Annotated in this window: 10 protein-coding genes and 1 pseudogene; 2 read left to right on the top strand and 9 right to left on the bottom strand. The window is 39.2% G+C overall.

Translation table 11 applies throughout. From position 1 onward, the window contains the following. Positions 1-52: 52 nt before the first annotated feature. Positions 53-1,081: a tRNA preQ1(34) S-adenosylmethionine ribosyltransferase-isomerase QueA gene (queA, locus tag ACQRDX_RS00285; RefSeq protein WP_427893541.1), complete on the top strand. Its 1,029-nt coding sequence runs from the start codon at positions 53-55 to the stop codon at positions 1,079-1,081. A gap of 46 nt (positions 1,082-1,127) precedes the next feature. Here the strand turns inward: queA and ACQRDX_RS00280 are convergent, their stop codons facing one another. The 8 genes from ACQRDX_RS00280 to ACQRDX_RS00245 form a co-directional block, all read right to left on the bottom strand. Next, positions 1,128-1,523: a DUF5684 domain-containing protein gene (locus ACQRDX_RS00280; RefSeq protein ID WP_354367365.1), complete on the bottom strand. Its 396-nt coding sequence runs from the start codon at positions 1,521-1,523 to the stop codon at positions 1,128-1,130. Between the two features lie 128 nt (positions 1,524-1,651). Continuing rightward, positions 1,652-2,692, bottom strand: a complete 1,041-nt coding sequence (locus ACQRDX_RS00275; RefSeq protein ID WP_427893624.1) for a serine hydrolase — start codon at positions 2,690-2,692, stop codon at positions 1,652-1,654. A gap of 260 nt (positions 2,693-2,952) precedes the next feature. Continuing rightward, positions 2,953-3,558, bottom strand: a complete 606-nt coding sequence (sodA, locus tag ACQRDX_RS00270) for a superoxide dismutase SodA (RefSeq protein ID WP_354367369.1) — start codon at positions 3,556-3,558, stop codon at positions 2,953-2,955. A 71-nt stretch (positions 3,559-3,629) separates the two neighbouring features. Beyond that, positions 3,630-4,664, bottom strand: a complete 1,035-nt coding sequence (holA, locus tag ACQRDX_RS00265; protein WP_427893538.1) for a DNA polymerase III subunit delta — start codon at positions 4,662-4,664, stop codon at positions 3,630-3,632. 97 nt (positions 4,665-4,761) lie between these two features. Then, complete coding sequence (locus ACQRDX_RS00260) at positions 4,762-5,991, bottom strand: DUF1958 domain-containing protein (RefSeq protein ID WP_427893536.1); 1,230 nt, start codon at positions 5,989-5,991, stop codon at positions 4,762-4,764. A gap of 175 nt (positions 5,992-6,166) precedes the next feature. After that, positions 6,167-6,796, bottom strand: a complete 630-nt coding sequence (locus tag ACQRDX_RS00255) for a Maf family protein (RefSeq protein ID WP_427893534.1) — start codon at positions 6,794-6,796, stop codon at positions 6,167-6,169. Positions 6,797-6,935: 139 nt separating this feature from the next. Next, positions 6,936-9,167, bottom strand: a complete 2,232-nt coding sequence (locus tag ACQRDX_RS00250; protein WP_427893532.1) for a DNA internalization-related competence protein ComEC/Rec2 — start codon at positions 9,165-9,167, stop codon at positions 6,936-6,938. Then, positions 9,157-9,813: a helix-hairpin-helix domain-containing protein gene (locus ACQRDX_RS00245; protein WP_427893530.1), complete on the bottom strand. Its 657-nt coding sequence runs from the start codon at positions 9,811-9,813 to the stop codon at positions 9,157-9,159. Before ACQRDX_RS00245 ends, ACQRDX_RS00250 begins: the two co-directional genes overlap by 11 nt. Positions 9,814-10,013: 200 nt before the next feature. Between ACQRDX_RS00245 and ACQRDX_RS00240 the strand changes: the two are divergent. Next, a pseudogene (locus ACQRDX_RS00240) lies at positions 10,014-11,322 on the top strand (transposase). Between the two features lie 174 nt (positions 11,323-11,496). On the opposite strand, the gene ACQRDX_RS00235 reads toward ACQRDX_RS00240, so the two are convergent. After that, a complete protein-coding gene (locus ACQRDX_RS00235) occupies positions 11,497-18,267 on the bottom strand; it encodes a pullulanase (RefSeq protein WP_427893528.1) in 6,771 nt (2,256 codons plus the stop codon). Positions 18,268-18,433 lie beyond the last annotated feature (166 nt).

The following is an 18,433-nucleotide window of genomic DNA, read 5'->3' as shown; positions in this document are numbered from 1 at the left end:
GGCGAACATGGTATAATAGATGAGCTAAAATACTTGTTCTAAGGAGACTATTTTGAATACTAAGGATTTTGATTTCCACTTACCAGATGAGCTGATTGCACAAACCCCACTTGAAAAACGTGACAGCTCAAAACTGTTGATTATTGATAAAGAAAAGCAGAGCATGACAGATAGCCATTTTGACCATATTATCGATGAACTCAATGAGGGAGACGCGTTAGTTATGAACAACACGCGCGTTCTTCCTGCTCGCCTTTATGGTGAGAAACCTGATACCCACGGTCATGTGGAACTGCTTCTCTTAAAAAATCTTCATGCAGACCAATGGGAAGTTCTCGCCAAGCCTGCTAAACGCCTAAAAGTTGGCAGTCAAGTGTCTTTCGGTGATGGACGCTTGATGGCAACTATCGTTGAGGAATTAGAACATGGTGGACGTATTGTCGAATTCTCCTACAAGGGTATTTTTCTTGAAGTTCTAGAAAGTTTAGGTGAGATGCCTCTTCCTCCCTACATTCACGAGAAATTAGAAGATCGTGAACGGTACCAAACCGTTTATGCTAAAGAAAATGGCTCTGCGGCTGCCCCAACCGCTGGTCTGCATTTTACTCAAGAGCTTCTTGAAAAAATTGAGGCTAAAGGGGTTAAGTTGGTTTACCTGACCCTTCATGTCGGTCTTGGTACCTTTAGACCAGTCTCTGTTGAGAATCTTGATGAGCATGAGATGCATTCTGAGTTTTACACCTTATCTCAAGAAGCTGCTGATACCCTAAACCAAGTCAAAGAAAAAGGAGGACGTATCATCGCAGTTGGAACGACTTCAATTCGCACGTTGGAAACCATTGGACAAAAGTATCAAGGCAAACTACAAGCTGAATCTGGCTGGACCAATATCTTTATCAAACCAGGTTACCAATTTAAAGTCGTTGATGCTTTTTCAACTAACTTTCATCTTCCAAAGTCAACTCTGGTCATGCTGGTTTCAGCCTTTGCCGGCAGAGAATTTACTCTAGAGGCTTATAAACATGCTGTTGAGGAACACTACCGTTTCTTCAGTTTTGGTGATGCCATGTTTGTAAAATAAAAATGACTCAAAAAGCTCCCTGATGGCTATCAAGGAGCTTTTTTTATTAATCGATAAAGAACGCACGAGGCCCATCATAAGTGACGTTATCACTAAAAGCCATATAAACATTAAATAATGGTGCAAAGAAAATATATAGCACCGCTTGAACTTGTGATAATCCAAAAGCACGCGCATAAGAATAGTAGAGGTAAACGCCATAAACTTGACCTACCAAAGGTACGATCAATAAGAGAGCAAAAATACCTTTTTCTTTTCCAAAAGTAATACATTGTTGGATATAAAAATTGTAAATTGGAACAATTGATTTCCAACCCGCATATCCAGCCTTACTAAAAAGAAGAATATTTGAAATAATCGTCAGAATCCACCAGATAAATGAAAAGATTACTGACACACCCCAAAAACCTAAAAATAATCCATTAACAAATGTCTCTTCCATTTTTATCACCCTTTCTATAATTTTATTATATCAGTATTATTTAAATAATACAATAGAAAAAGTAAAAATAAAGAGATTAACCCCACTGATTCGGTTAATCTCTCCTATTACTGATAGTCTCGTTCACTTTAATTCATATTGACACGGTGCCATTCATTAATCACATAAGCTAGCTGACCCACTTGCAGAAGTCCCTCATTACTAATCTCTGTACTATATTCAGTCGAACCACCTAGTCCAGCTGTATATAGGGCGATTAAATAAGGTACCTCTTCAAGTACAATGGCATCCACATTTAAAGCCTCACCAACATATCCAGGTTTTTGATAAATCGTTAAATCATTCAGATAAGTTTTATAATAAGTTCCTGGGAAAGATTGACCCAAAAAGGATAAGATATCAGAATATTTCTTCTGATGTTGCCATAGGTAATTTAAGACTTGAATATAATAGTCGGTAGTTGTCTTATTTTGCCGGCTAATGGTTTTAATCTCTGCTTTTGACTCTCCATAACGATCGAACATACTGTAGGCTTTATCCATACCACCTAATCTTTCGGCAAGAGCATAAGCTGGTGTATTTTCAGAATAAACCAAAGAATATTCCTGCATGTCTGGGATAGTCATCTGACCATTGAAAGCGGAAACATAAGCATCATGCTCTCCCTCATACTCGTAAGTTGTTCCTGTAATGTCAAATTTTTCATCTAAACTTAGATTACCCTTTTCTACTTCGTCAACGACTAACATATTAAGAGGTAATTTATAAGTACTTCCCGCAGTCATAGCCTGTGTGTCATTCATTGAAAAAGTTTCACCAGTTTTGGTATTTTTATAAGAAAAAGCAATGCTAGAATGTGGAATGCCATGCTCATCCAAATAAGCTTTAATCGTATCTTCCAAACTCAAGTGTGCATAGTCATAGTATAAACCGTAAGATGACATCGTCGCTAAATCAGCTTGCATCACAGAATCTTTTGCTGCTTGACTTTTCTTAGTTTCCTTTACGGTTTCTTCTTCTACACTCGTATCAGTCTTTTTGCCACTAAAAATGGATTTAGTAGTCTCAGAGATTAAATCTTCTGTTACTAGCTGAGACAACCAATTTTCCACTTTCTGTGTGTCTTTCTCTTGTGCATAAACAAGGGAAGATTGGCTAATAGAACCCATGGTCACCACTAGGGTGAGTGTACTCTTACAAATAATTGATAAAACTTTTTTTCTCACAATAATTCTCCCAACCTTCGTATTATAAAAAATTATTTCTAAAATAGCAAGCCCTATTTACTTTTTTATAATATATCATTAGTTTTTTATTAAAAGATAAAGTTTTTGTTAAATATTTTACAAAAAAATAAAAAACAGAGACTCATCTCGATATCGGTAAATCTCTGTTTTTGTGTTCAAACTAATGCTTACTTTATCACTGTTTATTTAGCAGCTTGGTACAACTCCTCAACCTTGTTCCAGTTGATAATCTCAAAGAAAGCCTTGATATAATTTGGACGAACATTGCGGTAATTTAAGTAATAAGCATGTTCCCAAACATCAAGCGCCAAGATTGGTTTTTTCCCATCCATAATAGGTGTATCCTGGTTAGGCGTTGAAAGCACTTCAAGTTGACCTTCTTGATTTACAACAAGCCATGCCCAACCTGATCCAAAACGAGTTGTTGCAGCAGCTGTAAAAGCTTCTTGGAAAGCTTCAAAAGAACCAAAAGTTGCATTAATTTCAGCTGCTAATTCTGCTGAAATCTCTGTTTTTTCTGGAGAAAGTAATTCCCAAAAGAGTGCATGATTGAGATGACCACCACCATTATTAATCACAGCTTGGCGGATATCAGCTGGAATTTGTTCAACATCGGAAAGAAGAGCTACTAAGTCCTCACCAATTTCTGGATGTTTTTCTAGTGCTGCATTGACATTTGCCACATAAGTCGCATGATGCTTATCATGATGAAGTGTCATTGTTTCAGCGTCAATATAAGGTTCTAAAGCATCATATGCATACGGAAGATCTGGTAAAATAATTGCCATGTTGGTACCTCTTTCATTATTTCATCTGACATAATCATAACGCAAAAAAGTGATGAATTCAAACAATCTGCTTAAAGAAGAGACATGATTTTTAATAAAGCAACCTCAAATAGATAACCCTTCTCCAAACGCCCTGTTTTGATATCACGGTCGGTTTCAATCAGAAGCAAGAGACTCTTTTTTAGAAAATCCACAGATAAGGTCCTAGAATCTCTAATAGCAAATCGTACCTGATAAGGATTAACACGGCGCCCTAAATAATCAGACAGCTCTTTTACAATCTGATTTTCTGATTGTCCTTTTTGTAATAACAGCTTTGTTTGCAAAAACAATCGAAATTGTCCTATTAAAATAGACAACAACTTCACCTCATCTTCTCCTTGCAAGACTAAATCCTTAACTAAATCTCTTGCTTGATCTACTTTTTTTGTCAAAACAAAATGAATCAAATCAAAAAGATTATCTTGTAACGTTTTAGGAATAGCTTCTGAAATATCTTGCTGACTAATCTGACCAGAAGATTTGTAAGATGCCAAAAACACCAAGTTCTTTTCCAGCTCACTAAAGTCAAAGTTTGACTTTATCAAAAGGGTATCAAATGCCCCTGTTTCAAACACCAGTCCTTTTTCGTGGGCTAATTTTTGAAAATAAGTTTTTAACTCAGCTTCCTTTAATGCCTCAGCTTCAAAAATCATGGCATCGCGCTTTAATAGTTTGACCAAACGGCGCTTACCATCTAACTTTCCTGGCGCGAAAATCAGCAATCGCGTGGTCTCAACAGGTTGTTCTAAATAAGTTTCAAACTGTTTTGCTTCATTATCACTTAAGTAGGACTTTTTCTGGGTGGTTAAATCCAAAACGTGATCTAAAATAACCACCTTTTGATCTGCAAAAAAAGGTAAACTCTGTAAATCCATATCAATAAGAGAATAATCCGTCTCTGCTAGATCAAAATAAGAATAGGTGAGATCCGAAGGATCATAAGCAATAGCTTGAAGTAAGGCTTGTTTCATCACCGCAAATTGACCAAGATCCTCCCCTGTGACAAGAGTAATCTGTGGAAGATGATCGCGCTTTAGTTTTTTTATTTTTTCAATCGCTAACATAATATCTATTATACCAAATCTAAAAATAAAACAGGAAGCGAAGTGGGGATCCCTAAAAATCTTCATTTCCTGTTTTTATTTTACATCATAACACTATTTATCTTTTAATCAACTGGCGGAGTTGTTCAAAAAATGTCATTCCTATAAGAACAGCTATCGTCGTGAGTAAGCCAATATAAAACATGATGTCCACAAAAGGATAATCTTTGGTTGAAGATTTAGAGCTAAATAGACCTTTTTTGACAAGAGTTGCTTTGACCCCTTTTGGAGGTGTCAACAAGGAAGAACTGCTAGAAGATTTCAGGTGAAGATAGCCATCTGTCACTTCTAACTTAGGTTTACTCTCTCCTTTTTTAATCAGACCATACAGATTATTATTAAGGTCATAAGTTTGACCAGCTAGTTCATACTCTCCTTTTTTGGCTAATAACTGATAAGAAAAATCTGAAAAACCATGCTCCAGTAAGGTATTCGCAAAATAATGACGTGTATAAACCCCTTCTTGATTATTCCAATCTCCAACTCCTAAAACAACACTAATCAACTGGCGATTATTTCGTTTAGCTGTTACGATTGCATTAAAACCAGCATTAGCACTAGAACCTGTTATCAAACCATTGACCCCTGACATCCCAAGACCCTCTGCATCACCTTCAAGTGAGTGGTTATAGGAGGTAAGAATTTCTTCAGATGCCGTCCCTTTTTGGATGGTATAGGTCGTCTGCTCTGTGTAGGTTAACACCTCTGGATAATTCGTTAATATATCATAACTTAAAAGAGCGAGATCTCTAGCTGTCGTGACGCTTTGAGTGGTCTCTCCGTTTAGTGATGCAGCACCTGTTTCGTTGACAAATTTAGTGTGCGACATTCCTAAATCCTTAGCTTTTTGGTTCATACTCTCAACGAAATCAGTACCTGTCAAAGTCTGCAGAGTAGAAGCTAAAGCTATTGCGGCATCATTAGAAGAAGAAATCAAACTTAGCGCTACTAAGTCTTCAACAGTGTAATAATTAGGGCTGTAGCTAAGACTGGTATTGAGATTAATTTTCTTCTCCAATTTCAATTGCCCATTTTCAACAGCCTCCAATACAAGATAAACTGTCATTAATTTTGTTAAGTTAGCTGGATCACGGCTAAGCTCACTATTGTTTTCTTCTAAAATTTGACCAGTCTCCAAATCAACAAGAATATAAGCCTTTGGTAAATCTGTCTTAGATACCTTATAACCCGCATCCTTGGTCATGGTCAAAAGATCCTCTGCCTGAATCCTAACAGGTATGAGTAACCCGCATAGGATTACAATAAAGGCTAATCCTAATTTTTTCATCACATCTCCTCCATCCTAACTTCTTATCTATTCTACCATAATTTTTAACACTCATAGATTTCAGATTAACGACATTCAAGTTCCCTTTCTTTACACCCTTGCTCCCATACTTTATCCAATAATGATGACATCACTATTTCTATTATTAAATAAGACACCATTAGATAACGGTGTCTTATGAATATATTCGTTTAGACACTTCTGCCACAGGCAAACCAATAATAGTATGAATATCACCTGCAACATAGTCTATAAAACGAGGATCTAAATCTTGAAAACCATAAGCACCAGCCTTATCCATGGGAGATCTAGAAGATAGGTAATCTTCGATGACTGGTTGTAAAGCAGGATAGTACTTAACAAAACTTACCTCTGCTATGGTATAAAATACCTCTATGGCATCTCGTGTCCGTAAACAAACCGAAGTCACCACATGATGCTTATGTCCAAAATATGAGTAAAACATCTCTCTTGCTTCTTCTTGATTTTTCGGCTTGTTATAGATGCGATCATTAAAAACCACCATGGTATCAGCTGAAATATACAAGGTTTCCTTATCATCTTTTCCAGCTGACTTGGCTTTAGAAATCTCACAACACGTCCTAGCAGCACGCTCTAAAAAAGGCAAATGCTTCAATTTCTCCATATAAGTAGCTTCAATACCACGTTCATCCACTTCAACAGATGCAATCTCTGGAGATAAAAAAGATAATAATTGCCGTCTTCTTGGCGACTGACTTAATAGCACAAAGTGTTTAGCTGGTATTATTTTTCCTCTTTTTTCATAATCAACTAAATAAGACATCTTTTCCTCTTCTTCCTATACCTTTTATTACTTTCTAATGCTTTATCTTATAGAAAACTCTCCAGTAAAAATTTCACCTGTACTTTCCCTGATGTTAAAAACTGAGTCTTATTATAACATTTTTGTTGAAAAAATACACTCACCTCACCGTTTCAATCGTCCAGCTTTTACGCCCTCTAAACCGTATAGCGCCTTGTTGATCAGTTCGATAAACACGTATTTTTGCTTTCTCAAAACGCTCTAAAGTTTCTTGGTGTGGATGTTTGTAGCGATTGTTTTTTCCTGCAGATATCAGCGCAATCTCTGGTGTGACCTGTGCTAAAAATTCTGGATAGGACGACCCTTTTGATCCATGATGCCCTGCTTTCAAAACATCAATATCAAGGCTGGGATAGGCTTTGATCAAGTCCAATTCTCCATCTTCCAGATCACCTGTAAATAAAAATCGCTTAGATAGCAATTCTCCATATAAGACAATAGAATCATTATTACCGCCATCTCCTACTGAAAAAGGATATAAAACCTGCAAGGAACTTCCCATTATAGATAAGCGATCTCCTGCCTGTACCACGCTAACAGGATAACCTAGTGCCTGTAAACGTCTTGCAAAATCTACTTTCCCTAAAGCCCCTGGACTGACTAAAATCTCTCCAATCGTAAAAGCATCTGCTACCGATTCTAAGTCACCAACATGATCAGTATCGGTGTGGGTCAATACCAATTGATCAATTTTACCTACTCCTCTGCTTTTTAAATAAGGGATTAAGGTTCTATCGGCATTCGTATCCAATACCTTTTTCCGCCATTTTTCCTGAGCCTTAAAATTAACTTTGCCTCCTACATCAATCAAAATTGTTTTTCCTTTTTGATCTCTTATAAAAATACTATCTCCCTGCCCAACATCAACAATAGTAATTTCATTGGTTAGAGGTTGCTTGGTAAAACAAAATAAGCAAAGCAAACAACAAATACTAAGTCTGCGCCAGCTTTTAACAAAATAAAAATCATGCCATAGCGCTAGAAAAAATAACATGCCCGCACCAACTATCAACATTGGAGTGCCTAATATCAGTGGCTTTGGGGAATAGTTAGCGACAAAACGAATCACAACTTCCAACCACTCAAAACAAGGATTCCACCAATCCATAACAAATAAGGGACTTAATAGTAAGACCATACTCAAAAGCGGCAAAATGAGGAAATCAAATACTAAAGCAAAAAGAGCTGTTAAGATAATAGATAAGGGTTGGAAATTTGCAAAGTACCACATTAAAAATGGTAAAATCCCTAAACTAATGGTCATGACTTCTGCTAGTAGCTTTTTAACCCCTTTCAAATGCTCCCAATTCATAATAGTTAAAATAAAGGCATAAGCTAGACTTAAGACCGCTCCAGTGCTGGCCAAGGCATTTGGTAGGATAAGCATTAGTAAAATTAAGGTCAGGGCAAAATTATCTAGTTTTTTATAGCCCATTAGAGACAGGCTAAGTTGTAAAAGACTTCTGATAACAGAGATGGAGTAACCTGTTAAACCTGCATATAAAAAGGAGAGAGGAATCTGTAGCCAAAATGAATGTTCCTGTGTCACCCCGAACCTTAAGATAACATAGCGCACTCTATTCATAAAAAAGCCCACTTGCATTCCTGATAAAGCAAAAAGATGAATAATTCCCAAATTAGAATAAAGATCTTCCATTTCATCAAAACTGACATCTAAATAACCCAAGAGTAAACCTGTCATATAATGTCGCATAGGCGCTGGAAAATGCGTCTCAATAAAAACCAATAATTGTCGTCGCCACTGTGCAATTTGCCATCTTATGTTCCATTTGCTTGTCTTGTGAATAGATTTAATCTTTGAAACCTTAAGCGTTCGATAAATTTTCTGCGACTTCAAATAGGCTCGATAATCAAAGCCAGAAAAATTCCGTCTTCTTTCAGCTTCTTGCGTCTTAGCCTCAACCATCAATAAGACCGTTTGATCCAAACGTTTAAAGTAAGCTTGTTCCTGCTCAGATTGCAATTGATAATAAGCCTGATAAGTCCTTCCTGAATTTTGTCCTCTAAAAGACAAACTATCACCATTAACTTTAATGGTATCAACGAGCATAGTGATTTGTGTGAGCTCTTTAGGAGCTGAGTGGTATGAGAGATCCACTTTCCAATTTAAAAATAAAAAGAAAAGAGCAAAAGGGAGTAACGTTAAAACTAGCCTGACTCCTAACTTAAGTCCACGACTAACAACAATCCAAAGTAAATATACTAAAAAAATAGGGAGTAAGTACCAATTTTGAAGGTAAAAACTCCCGTATAGCCAAATCAACAAAAATGCTATTTCAATGGGCTTTAAAGGAAAGATTTTAATCCACACTGACATTATCCTTTAACTTTTCAAACGTTTTTTCGCCAATACCTGAGATATTTTTCAAATCCTCAATAGACTGAAAACCACCATTTTGTTCACGGTAATCAATAATATCTTGTGCTCGTTTCTCACCGATACCTGAAATACTGGTTAAATCAGTGACTGTAGCCTTATTAAGATTGATTTGTTTTTCACTTGAAGTCTGAGAAGAATCTGATGACATTGAAGAAGCTACAGAAACGTCATCTACACCTTCCTCACCTTCACGCGCAACATAAATAACTTCTTCATCCGTGAGCTTAGCAGCTAAGTTGATCCTTTTTTTATCAGCATCTTGCGTTAAGCCTCCTGCTTTTTCGACTAAATCTGTCACCCGACTACCTTGTTTAAGGTGATAGACCCCCTCCTTTTGAATAGCACCTTTGATATCAACCACAAGCTCATCACTAGCTTCTCTTTCTTCATGACTTGAAACCGAAGAAGTCAATATTGAACTTTCAATGGTTGAACTCATAAGTTGAGTTTGGGACTCAGTGGTAGGAGTCTTTTCTAACAAAAGAAATACAGCAAGTATCATCGCTAGACCCCCTAAAACTAGGCTTACCACCCACACCTTTTTATCCTCAATAAAATCCATAATCCAATCAAACATAAACTTACCTCCATTGATTCTATTCGTAAAGGTAAATAAAAAGTGAGGTCACTTTTGCGTTAGTGATCTCACTTTTTCGGGCTCTATAAGACTGTAGTGGGTAAATCCACTGTAGAGATTATGGAGCCTTTTTGAGTATAGAAAAAAGTCCCATATGACCTATAATGAAAAGCGACGAAACTGACATTAGAAAGACTCACATGGAACAACTAAATCTTATCACAAATTTTCTTAGAATTAAAGACCAAAATATCCTTATCACTGATGAATTTGATAAGGGAACTCACTTAGAACTCCACGGTCACTTGGATTATACAGCCCCTAAATGCTCAAAATGCAAGGGACAAATGGCCAAATACGACTTCCAGAAAGCCTCTAAAATCCCCTACCTAGAAACTGCTGGCTACCCGCTACTTATCCGCCTTAGAAAGCGTCGCTTCAAGTGTAAAGATTGCGGAAAAATGGCTGTCGCTGAAACTCCTCTTGTTAAGAAGAACCACCAAATTTCAGTCGCTGTTAACCAGAAGATCGCCCAATTACTCATCGAAAATCAAGCAATGCAACATATTGCACACAGGCTATCTATCTCAACATCATCAGTTATGAGAAAACTCAATGAATTCAAGTTTGAAACGGATTGGAATACCTTACCTGAGGTGATGAGCTGGGACGAGTATGCCTTCAAAAAGGGGAAAATGAGCTTTATCGCTCAAGATTTCGACTCCCTAAATGTCATCGCCATTCTGGACGGAAGAACTCAAGCAACCATCCGAAACCACTTTCTACGCTATCCTAGAAAGGTTAGAAATCGCGTCAAAGTCATTACCATGGATATGTTTAGTCCCTACTACAAATTGGCTGCCTCCTTCGCTTTCCAATTTCTAAGCTCAGGCTGAAACAGTCTATTCTCAGACTGTTTCACTCCCAAATGAAAAAATTGTACTCGATCGCTTTCATATCGTGCAACACCTTAGTCGTGCTATGAACCGTGTCCGCATCCAAATCATGAATCAACTTGATAGAAAATCGCAGGAATACCGAGCTTTGAAACGCTACTGGAAATTGATACAACAAGATAGCCGTAAACTCAGCGATAAACGATTTTATCGCCCTATGTTTCGGATGCACTTGACTAACAAAGAAATTCTAGAAAAACTCCTATCTTACTCAGATGACCTCCGACAGCACTATGAACTCTACCAACTTCTTTTGTTCCATTTCCAAGAGAAAAATTCAGGTCATTTCTTTGAACTCATTGAACAGGAAATAGCCACTGTTAATCCTATTTTCCAGACAGTATTTAAGACATTTCTAAAGGATAAAGACAAGGTTTTAAATGTACTAGAATTGCCTTATTCCAACGCCAAACTGGAAGCTACCAATAATCTCATCAAAGTCATTAAGAGAAATGCCTTTGGTTTCAGGAACTTTGAAAACTTTAAAAAACGGATTTTGATTGCTTTGAACATAAAGAAAGAGAGAACGAAGTTCGTCCTCTCTAGATGTTAGCTTTTCATCTACCCACTACAGTTGACAAAGAGCCCATTAAAAAACGCATAGAATCAGTATGTCACTTGAACCGTTGATTCTATGCGTTTTATAATGTGGTCTATCTCAATAATTTTTGCTACATTTTGAGCTTTTCCCAAAAACTGTAAAAACTATTGTTACGACCGAAGAATACTATTCTTCTGATTTTTTGTTTCTTCCTTGTGCAGCAACTGTCAAACCAAGTCCAGCAAGTCCGAGACCTAGAAGTGCCAAATCAGTTTGTCGGTCACCTGTAGCTGGTAGGCTTTCTTTGTTTGATGCACTTGTAGTTTGTTCAGACACTTGAGCTGTTGGAGTAGAAAAACTTGGTTTTAATTCTTCTTGCTTAACAATTGGATCTGACTTAGCTACCTCTTGTGTTATTTCCTTACTACCTTGGACAAGAATGCGTGCTTCACCATCTACAACTGTTTCTGATAACAAGTTAGTAGCAATTACCTTGCCGTCAACCAAGACATCTTGATAAACCAAGACTCTCTTACCTGCTTTACCTTCTTGAAGCACATAAGATTGACCTTTTGCATGAGTTGCATCATAGCGAACTTCCTCTACAATCGGAAGGACAGATTCTTCTGTACGTTCTTTCGTAGTAAAGTCTAGGGTTGGTTTTTCTTCAGCAGTAGGTGCTGTATCTGGAACTTCTGTAACTAAACTACCTTGAACAACAATCCGTGCCTCGCCATCTACAACTGTTTCTGATAACAAGTTAGTAGCGGTCACCTTGCCGTCAACCAAGACATCTTGATAAACCAAGACTCTCTTACCTGCCTTACCTTCTTGAAGCACATAAGATTGACCTTTTGCGAGAGTTGCATCATAGCGAACTTCCTCTGCAATCGGAAGGACAGATTCTTCTGTACGTTCTTTCGTAGTAAAGTCTAAGGTTGGTTTTTCTTCAGCAGTAGGTGCTGTATCTGGAACTTCTGTGATGATATAAGGCAAACGAATCACTGTTGCAGTCAAAGGTGCAAGAACAACTGCGCTATCAGTCAATTCGACACCCACTAAATTAGACAATGCTTCTACACCTGCACGTTCACCGTCAACCAGTACTTGACCCTGCAGTAAGTCTTTGTAAATATCTGAAAGAACAAAACTACGTTCCTTACTGTCAGCATTGACAAAGACAGCATAGCGATCACCGTTGCTTGCAATAGTTTGATAGGCAATAACCACATCATTTGTAGCAATACCATTTTGACCTGGAATTGAAATCAAGCTAACCATTTGATCGACTTGGTCTTTTGTACCCAAACGGAAGGCATCTGTAGATTTACGCAAGGCAATCAATCCTTTTGTAAAGGCCTGAGTACGGGTATTCTCTGGATAGAGCGCCTCATCTGTCGCTTTGGTCCAGTCAAATTTGTTGACGGCATCAGATGAATCGTAAGAGTCATGAATGTAGTATGGGTAATCAAATGGTGTACCATCAGCATTTGTCAACAAATGAGCTTTGTTCGGCACTTGATCTTCTGCTACAGGGTACTGATAATCAGGGTGAAGGAACTGTTTGGTCCGTCCATACTCCTGACCAGAATGGATAAACGGTGTCCCTTGAGCAGTCAAGACTAGCAAATTACCCAAGCGTTGACGTTGGTGAATTTCTGTATAGTTTTCAGCAACTGACGGATCCTTCTTGATGGACTGAGCGATAATATCAAAGAGGGTCAAGTTATCATGCGCAGCAATATATTGGATCACATCACCTGGATCATCTGCCAAAAAGTTGCCTGGTTGTGCCTTGATGTTATTGAAGACAGACTCAACACTCTTAGCACCACCTGTGATAAAGGCTGGCTGACCTTCGTTTGGATAACCAGATTTAAGTGTGTTACGAATGTCATCTGAGAATACCGCAACCGTATCTGTTGAGCTCATCCAGTCTTGGTCCGCTGGCTGAACAGGCTGATTAGCATCGCCTGTGAAAGTTCTCCATCCTTCACCAAGCATAATAATGTTTGGATTGAGTTTTTGAGCTTCAGTAAAGGCCAGCTCAATTGCTTCGGCATCATGATCCCCCATCATATCGAAACGGAAACCATCTACCTTAAACTCATCCACAAGATACTTGATGGAATCAACTAAGACACGACGGCTCATGTAGTGAGTAGTTCCCAGACGACCACCACCAAAGCTTGATTTAGCCGTACCATCTGCCTCCATGAAGTGGTAATAGTTTGGCTCTAAATCTTCAAATAAGAAGGTCTTAGAAGTGTGGTTATAGACCACATCCAAAATCACACCCATGCCTTGTTTGTGGATTTCATTGACCAGGTTTTTGAATTCCTCGATGCGTTTCATTGGATCTGTCGGATCTGTAGAATACATACCTGTAAAGGCAAAGTAGCTCTGTGGATCATAACCCCAGTTGTAGTTGCTGTTGCTTGATGCGTACTCGCTCATCCGCTCTGCATTTTTCAATTCATTGACATAATAGTAGCTCATAACTGGGAGCAGCTGAATATGGGTCACACCCAGGTCTTTGAGGTAGCTGAGTCGCTCTGCAAAGGCCGCAAAGGTACCGAACTGAGCTGTCAATTCATCAGAAATAGCAGGGTCTGATGTGAAGTCACGAACATGGGCTTCATAGATAATGGCATCTTCACGCTGATTGAAGCTAGGAATTGTGGCATAGTCCAAACCACTTGGACCAACTTCTGATGGATCCACAATCGCAGCCTTGGCAATCCGATAAGATGGATCTGTATCTGCCAAATCACTATTCCACTCCGCTAAAGATTTAGCATATGGATCTAAAACAAGAACAGCTTGATCCCCACGAGTGATTTCATAATGGTAGTAGTAACCACGATAGTCCGAAATACCAAGACCTGATTGACCATTCAATTCAAGATCCCATTGTCCCTTATCGCCCTTGGTCATGGCCAATTTACCGACCACCTTAGATTGGTCATCCTTATCATAAAGAACAACTGCTACACTGTCTGCACTTGGAGACCAGAGAGTCATATCAACGACACTACCAGCCTGACGCACACGCGCACCAAGCTCCCCATCATACGCATAGAGCTCATCCTTCAATTGCCAGCTCATAGTTGTTGTGAAACTATCATTGCCATATTTGAGGGTATAGCCCGCATTTTCTTGGTTGAAATCCCCGAGGACTCGCACCTTGTTGCTTGTAGCATCCAAGACAAGGTCCGTCACAGCAACTGTCTGACCATTCTTATCTGTTACAGACAATTTTTCTAAAATACTTTCCTTATCCGCACCTTCAAGCGTTGTAAAGGCTGCTTCTAGAGCTGTCAGGCCAACATGAGAAACGCCTGTTACACGAACATTATTGACAAAATAAGGGTTGGTGTAAATAGTCGCATCATCATCCTTGAGGAAGATTTGTGTCTGATTTTTCAAATCTGTAAAGCTATAATCTTTCTGCTGAATCTTCACATCATCTCCTGACTTGCTTTCATCCAATAGCAAGAAGCCAATGGAACTTGGTAAATCTGTCAATTTGACATCAATATAGGCACCGTACTTGCCTTGGTTTTCAAAATCAATACCATTTGGCCAGTCACCCAAGGCAACATCAGTCACGTCTCCCCAGATCCAGAGACCTTTTTGGTCATAATCGCCATCTGTACGGAAGTAATTGATACGGATATAGCCTTCTTTGAGTGGTTGATAGAGGCTGAGTTGATAGTTTTCATCAAACCAAACTTCATTCATCTTGGTGCTAATCCGTTCAATGATCTTATCACCTGTGATGTTCTCACCAGAAGTGTTATTAATCAAAAGACTAATCTTGCTAGCTGTTTCGTCTTTCATCTTGATATCCAGATAATAGCCATAGTCATCCTGTTTAGCGGTACTGAAATTGGTTGCACCTGTTGGCCAAGCCCCAACATCTGACGATGGTTTTTCGACATCATCCCATGTCCATAGACCTAGACTAGATAGATTATCAGATGGTAGAGTTTTAAAGTGAACACGTAAGTAGCCTGCTTCAATTGGCTCTTCAGTCGCTCCTTGCACACTTGCATTGACAATGTCACCTGCTTGAGTCTGAAGGAGCATGGTGCCACCTTGACCGATCGTTGGAAGTTCGACTTGAACAACCCATTTACCGTCTTTCTCGATAGCTTGATACGTTTTTCCTGTGTAGGCATCTGTGACCACTACATCCTTGCCAGATACTTCAAGCGCCATTTCCTTGCTCTCAGTATTGGTTGAGAAGACAAGATAGGCAGCTTGATCTTGGTAACTGCGTTTGCTGATAAGCCATCCTTGGCTATCATTTCCAGCAAGGGTGCTTGTATCACCACGTGAGAGCAATGTTGAATTGGCATTGCGGAAAGCCAACAATTTTTGGTAATGGTCCTCTATGTCACTTGTCTCTACCTTACTCCAATCGAAATCGTACCGATTGTCATAAACTGGCCAGTTGTTTTGTCCCGATTGACCCACTTCTTCACCGTAGTAGATGACCGGCTGACCTTTAGCAGTAATCAAAAGACTAGCAGCCAATTTCAATTTATCCAGATTTCCTTCTTTTTCTGCGCCACCGAGACTGTAAAGGAAACCATCTTCGTCATGACTGCCCAAGAATTGACCCAGAGAAGCTGCACTAGTCAGAACCTTGCTACGTTCTTCCAGCTCTTTTCCAGCTGCTTTCAGTTGACCATTGACTAGATATTTGGCAATATCCTTGAAGCCAAAGTCCAACAAGCTATCCATAGTACCGATACCCAAGTCACCCTTGGTATCTTTATAGTTAGCTCCCCAAGTTTCCCCAATCAAGTGGAAGTCAGGGTCTCTATCCACCAATTCATTTTTGAAATTCTGCCAGGTAGTATCATCAACGTGTTTGACTGTATCGACACGGAAAGCATAGATGGAGTTGCCCTTGGCAGTTGTTGAGCGTTCCAACCAAGATGCCTGCCAAGCAACCAACTGATTGCGAACAGCTGCTTCTTCTGTCTTGAAGTCAGGTAGTCCTGAAAGCGAACCTAACTGGTCATCCCCCTGCTTATCTTCTTCCTTAGTCCGTACCATACCTGCAAAGGTTTCTTCTGTACCATAGCCAGCATGGTTAAGCACTACGTCAACAATAATATTGATGCCTTTTTCGGCTGCGGCATCAATCAATTCATGGAAATCAGCTAAACTTCCCAAATGTGGATTAAGTTTCTCAAAATTGGATGCCCAATAACCATGGTAAGCATAATAATCCCCATCTGTAGCGCTACCAACATTTTGCGGAATATTTTCTACAATCGGAGTCAACCAGATAGAATCCACACCCAATTCTTTCAAGTAATCCAGCTTGGCTGTTACTCCTTTGAAGTCACCACCTTGGTAAAGACCGCGAGGATTGGTCACGTCTCCGTCAACCACCTGATCATTGCTAACGTCACCATTGTAGAAACGGTCGGTCATCATGAAGTAGATGACTTGCTCATCCCAGTCTTTTTCACCTTCTGCCTTAATGCGCTCCGTAATGGTCACATCCAATTTTGTTTCGTAGTAACCATTGTCCTTGTCATAGACCTTTACAGGAAGACTATATGTACCTGGCGCTGTGCTAGACGTCGCTTTAATGGTCACACGATTGAGCTCAGAAGAGATTGGTACAAGGCCTCCACCGATGGCACTTGTATCGACTTCCATTTTAACTATCTCAGCATTTTCAGGGTTAGTGACAGTAACAAATACCAAGCCGCTCTCATTGTAGTTGAATGGTGCTTTGCTACTAGCCTCAACAGTCACATTTTTTGTACCCGGAGTAGCTTTACTTGTATCTAATTCTACTTTCTCTTCGATAAAATATGGATTTGTGTAAACTTTGTCGTCATCGTTTCGAAGGAAAATTTGGCTATGCCGTTTACGATCTGCAAAAGCTAAATCAATCGATTTATTGCCAGCAAGATCTGGATTATTCTGATTGATTAGTAGAAATCCAAGCTTAGAATCTAAACCATTCGAAAGAGGAATGTCAACATAAGCACCGTATTTCCCAATTTGAAAATCAACAGCGCCAGCTGGCCAACCATCACTCGCCTCAGTCGTATCTCCCCAAGTCCATACGCCCCAACCATCATAATTGTTGTCTTCACGTGTGTAATTGATGCGGAGAACATTATCATCCTTGAGTGGCTCATAGCTAGAAACAGTATAATCGCTAGCAACCCAAGCCTCATTTTGTTCCGGAACAAGAAGCTCCACTTTTTGGTCCGATTCTGTTATTTTTTCCCCATCTTTAAGGACCAAATAACCGATTGTGCCTGGTGTCTCAGATTTTTTAATATCAACATAATGGCCGTAGTCATCCACTTGGCTACTCGAGAAATTCACCGTATCAGTTGGCCATTTATTTCCATCAGATGGTGTTTCAACTCCTCCCCAAGTCCACAAACCTTGACTTTCTGGTGCTACTTCGTCTACATTTTCAAAGTGCAGACGAATACTACCTTCTTCAATTGGCGCTTCTGCTGGGGTGGATAATGTAGCTGTTTCTGCTACAGCTCTTTCTGCCACGGGTGTTTCAGTAGTTGCCAGCGGTTCTGCAGATGCATTATCTACTGTTTCAACAACCTCAGTTACTGCTGGAGTCTCAACTGTTTCTGATACTCCAGTTGAATTTGATGTGGACTCAGTCACCGTTTCTTCTGAACTTGGTGTGATATCCAAGGCTGTAGGCGTAGCCTCTGCAACTGGGGCTGGCTCAACTGTTTTGACAGGCTGATCAGAAACATTGGTTATAATAGCTTCCGCAGGAGTAGCCACTTCCTCAGCATAAACTGTTTGACCAGGTCCAGACATTAAAAAGGCTGTCGCAATACCGACGGATGCAACTCCTATCGTAAACTTACGAATTCCAAAAATTTCCTTTTTTTCGAACATAGGAGCTTTCCTATGTAAACGGAAACGACTTTTACTCATACCATTCTCCTTTGGTGTGTATAATATAATAATAGTATATATAAAAGATTTTCTTTTGCAAACGTTTTCTTAAATGTTACCGGTAACAGCTTTCCTAATCAAAAAAGGGATTGTCCTCGTTTTTTATCCAGTCATCCTACCCATCTACACTGGATTTTACAACCCC

The organism is Streptococcus sp. SGI.013 (assembly GCF_050315295.1).
Lineage (GTDB): Bacteria > Bacillota > Bacilli > Lactobacillales > Streptococcaceae > Streptococcus > Streptococcus porcorum.
The sequence above is the reverse complement of the archived record's forward strand: the minus strand, read 5'-3'. Positions and strand labels throughout refer to the sequence as shown.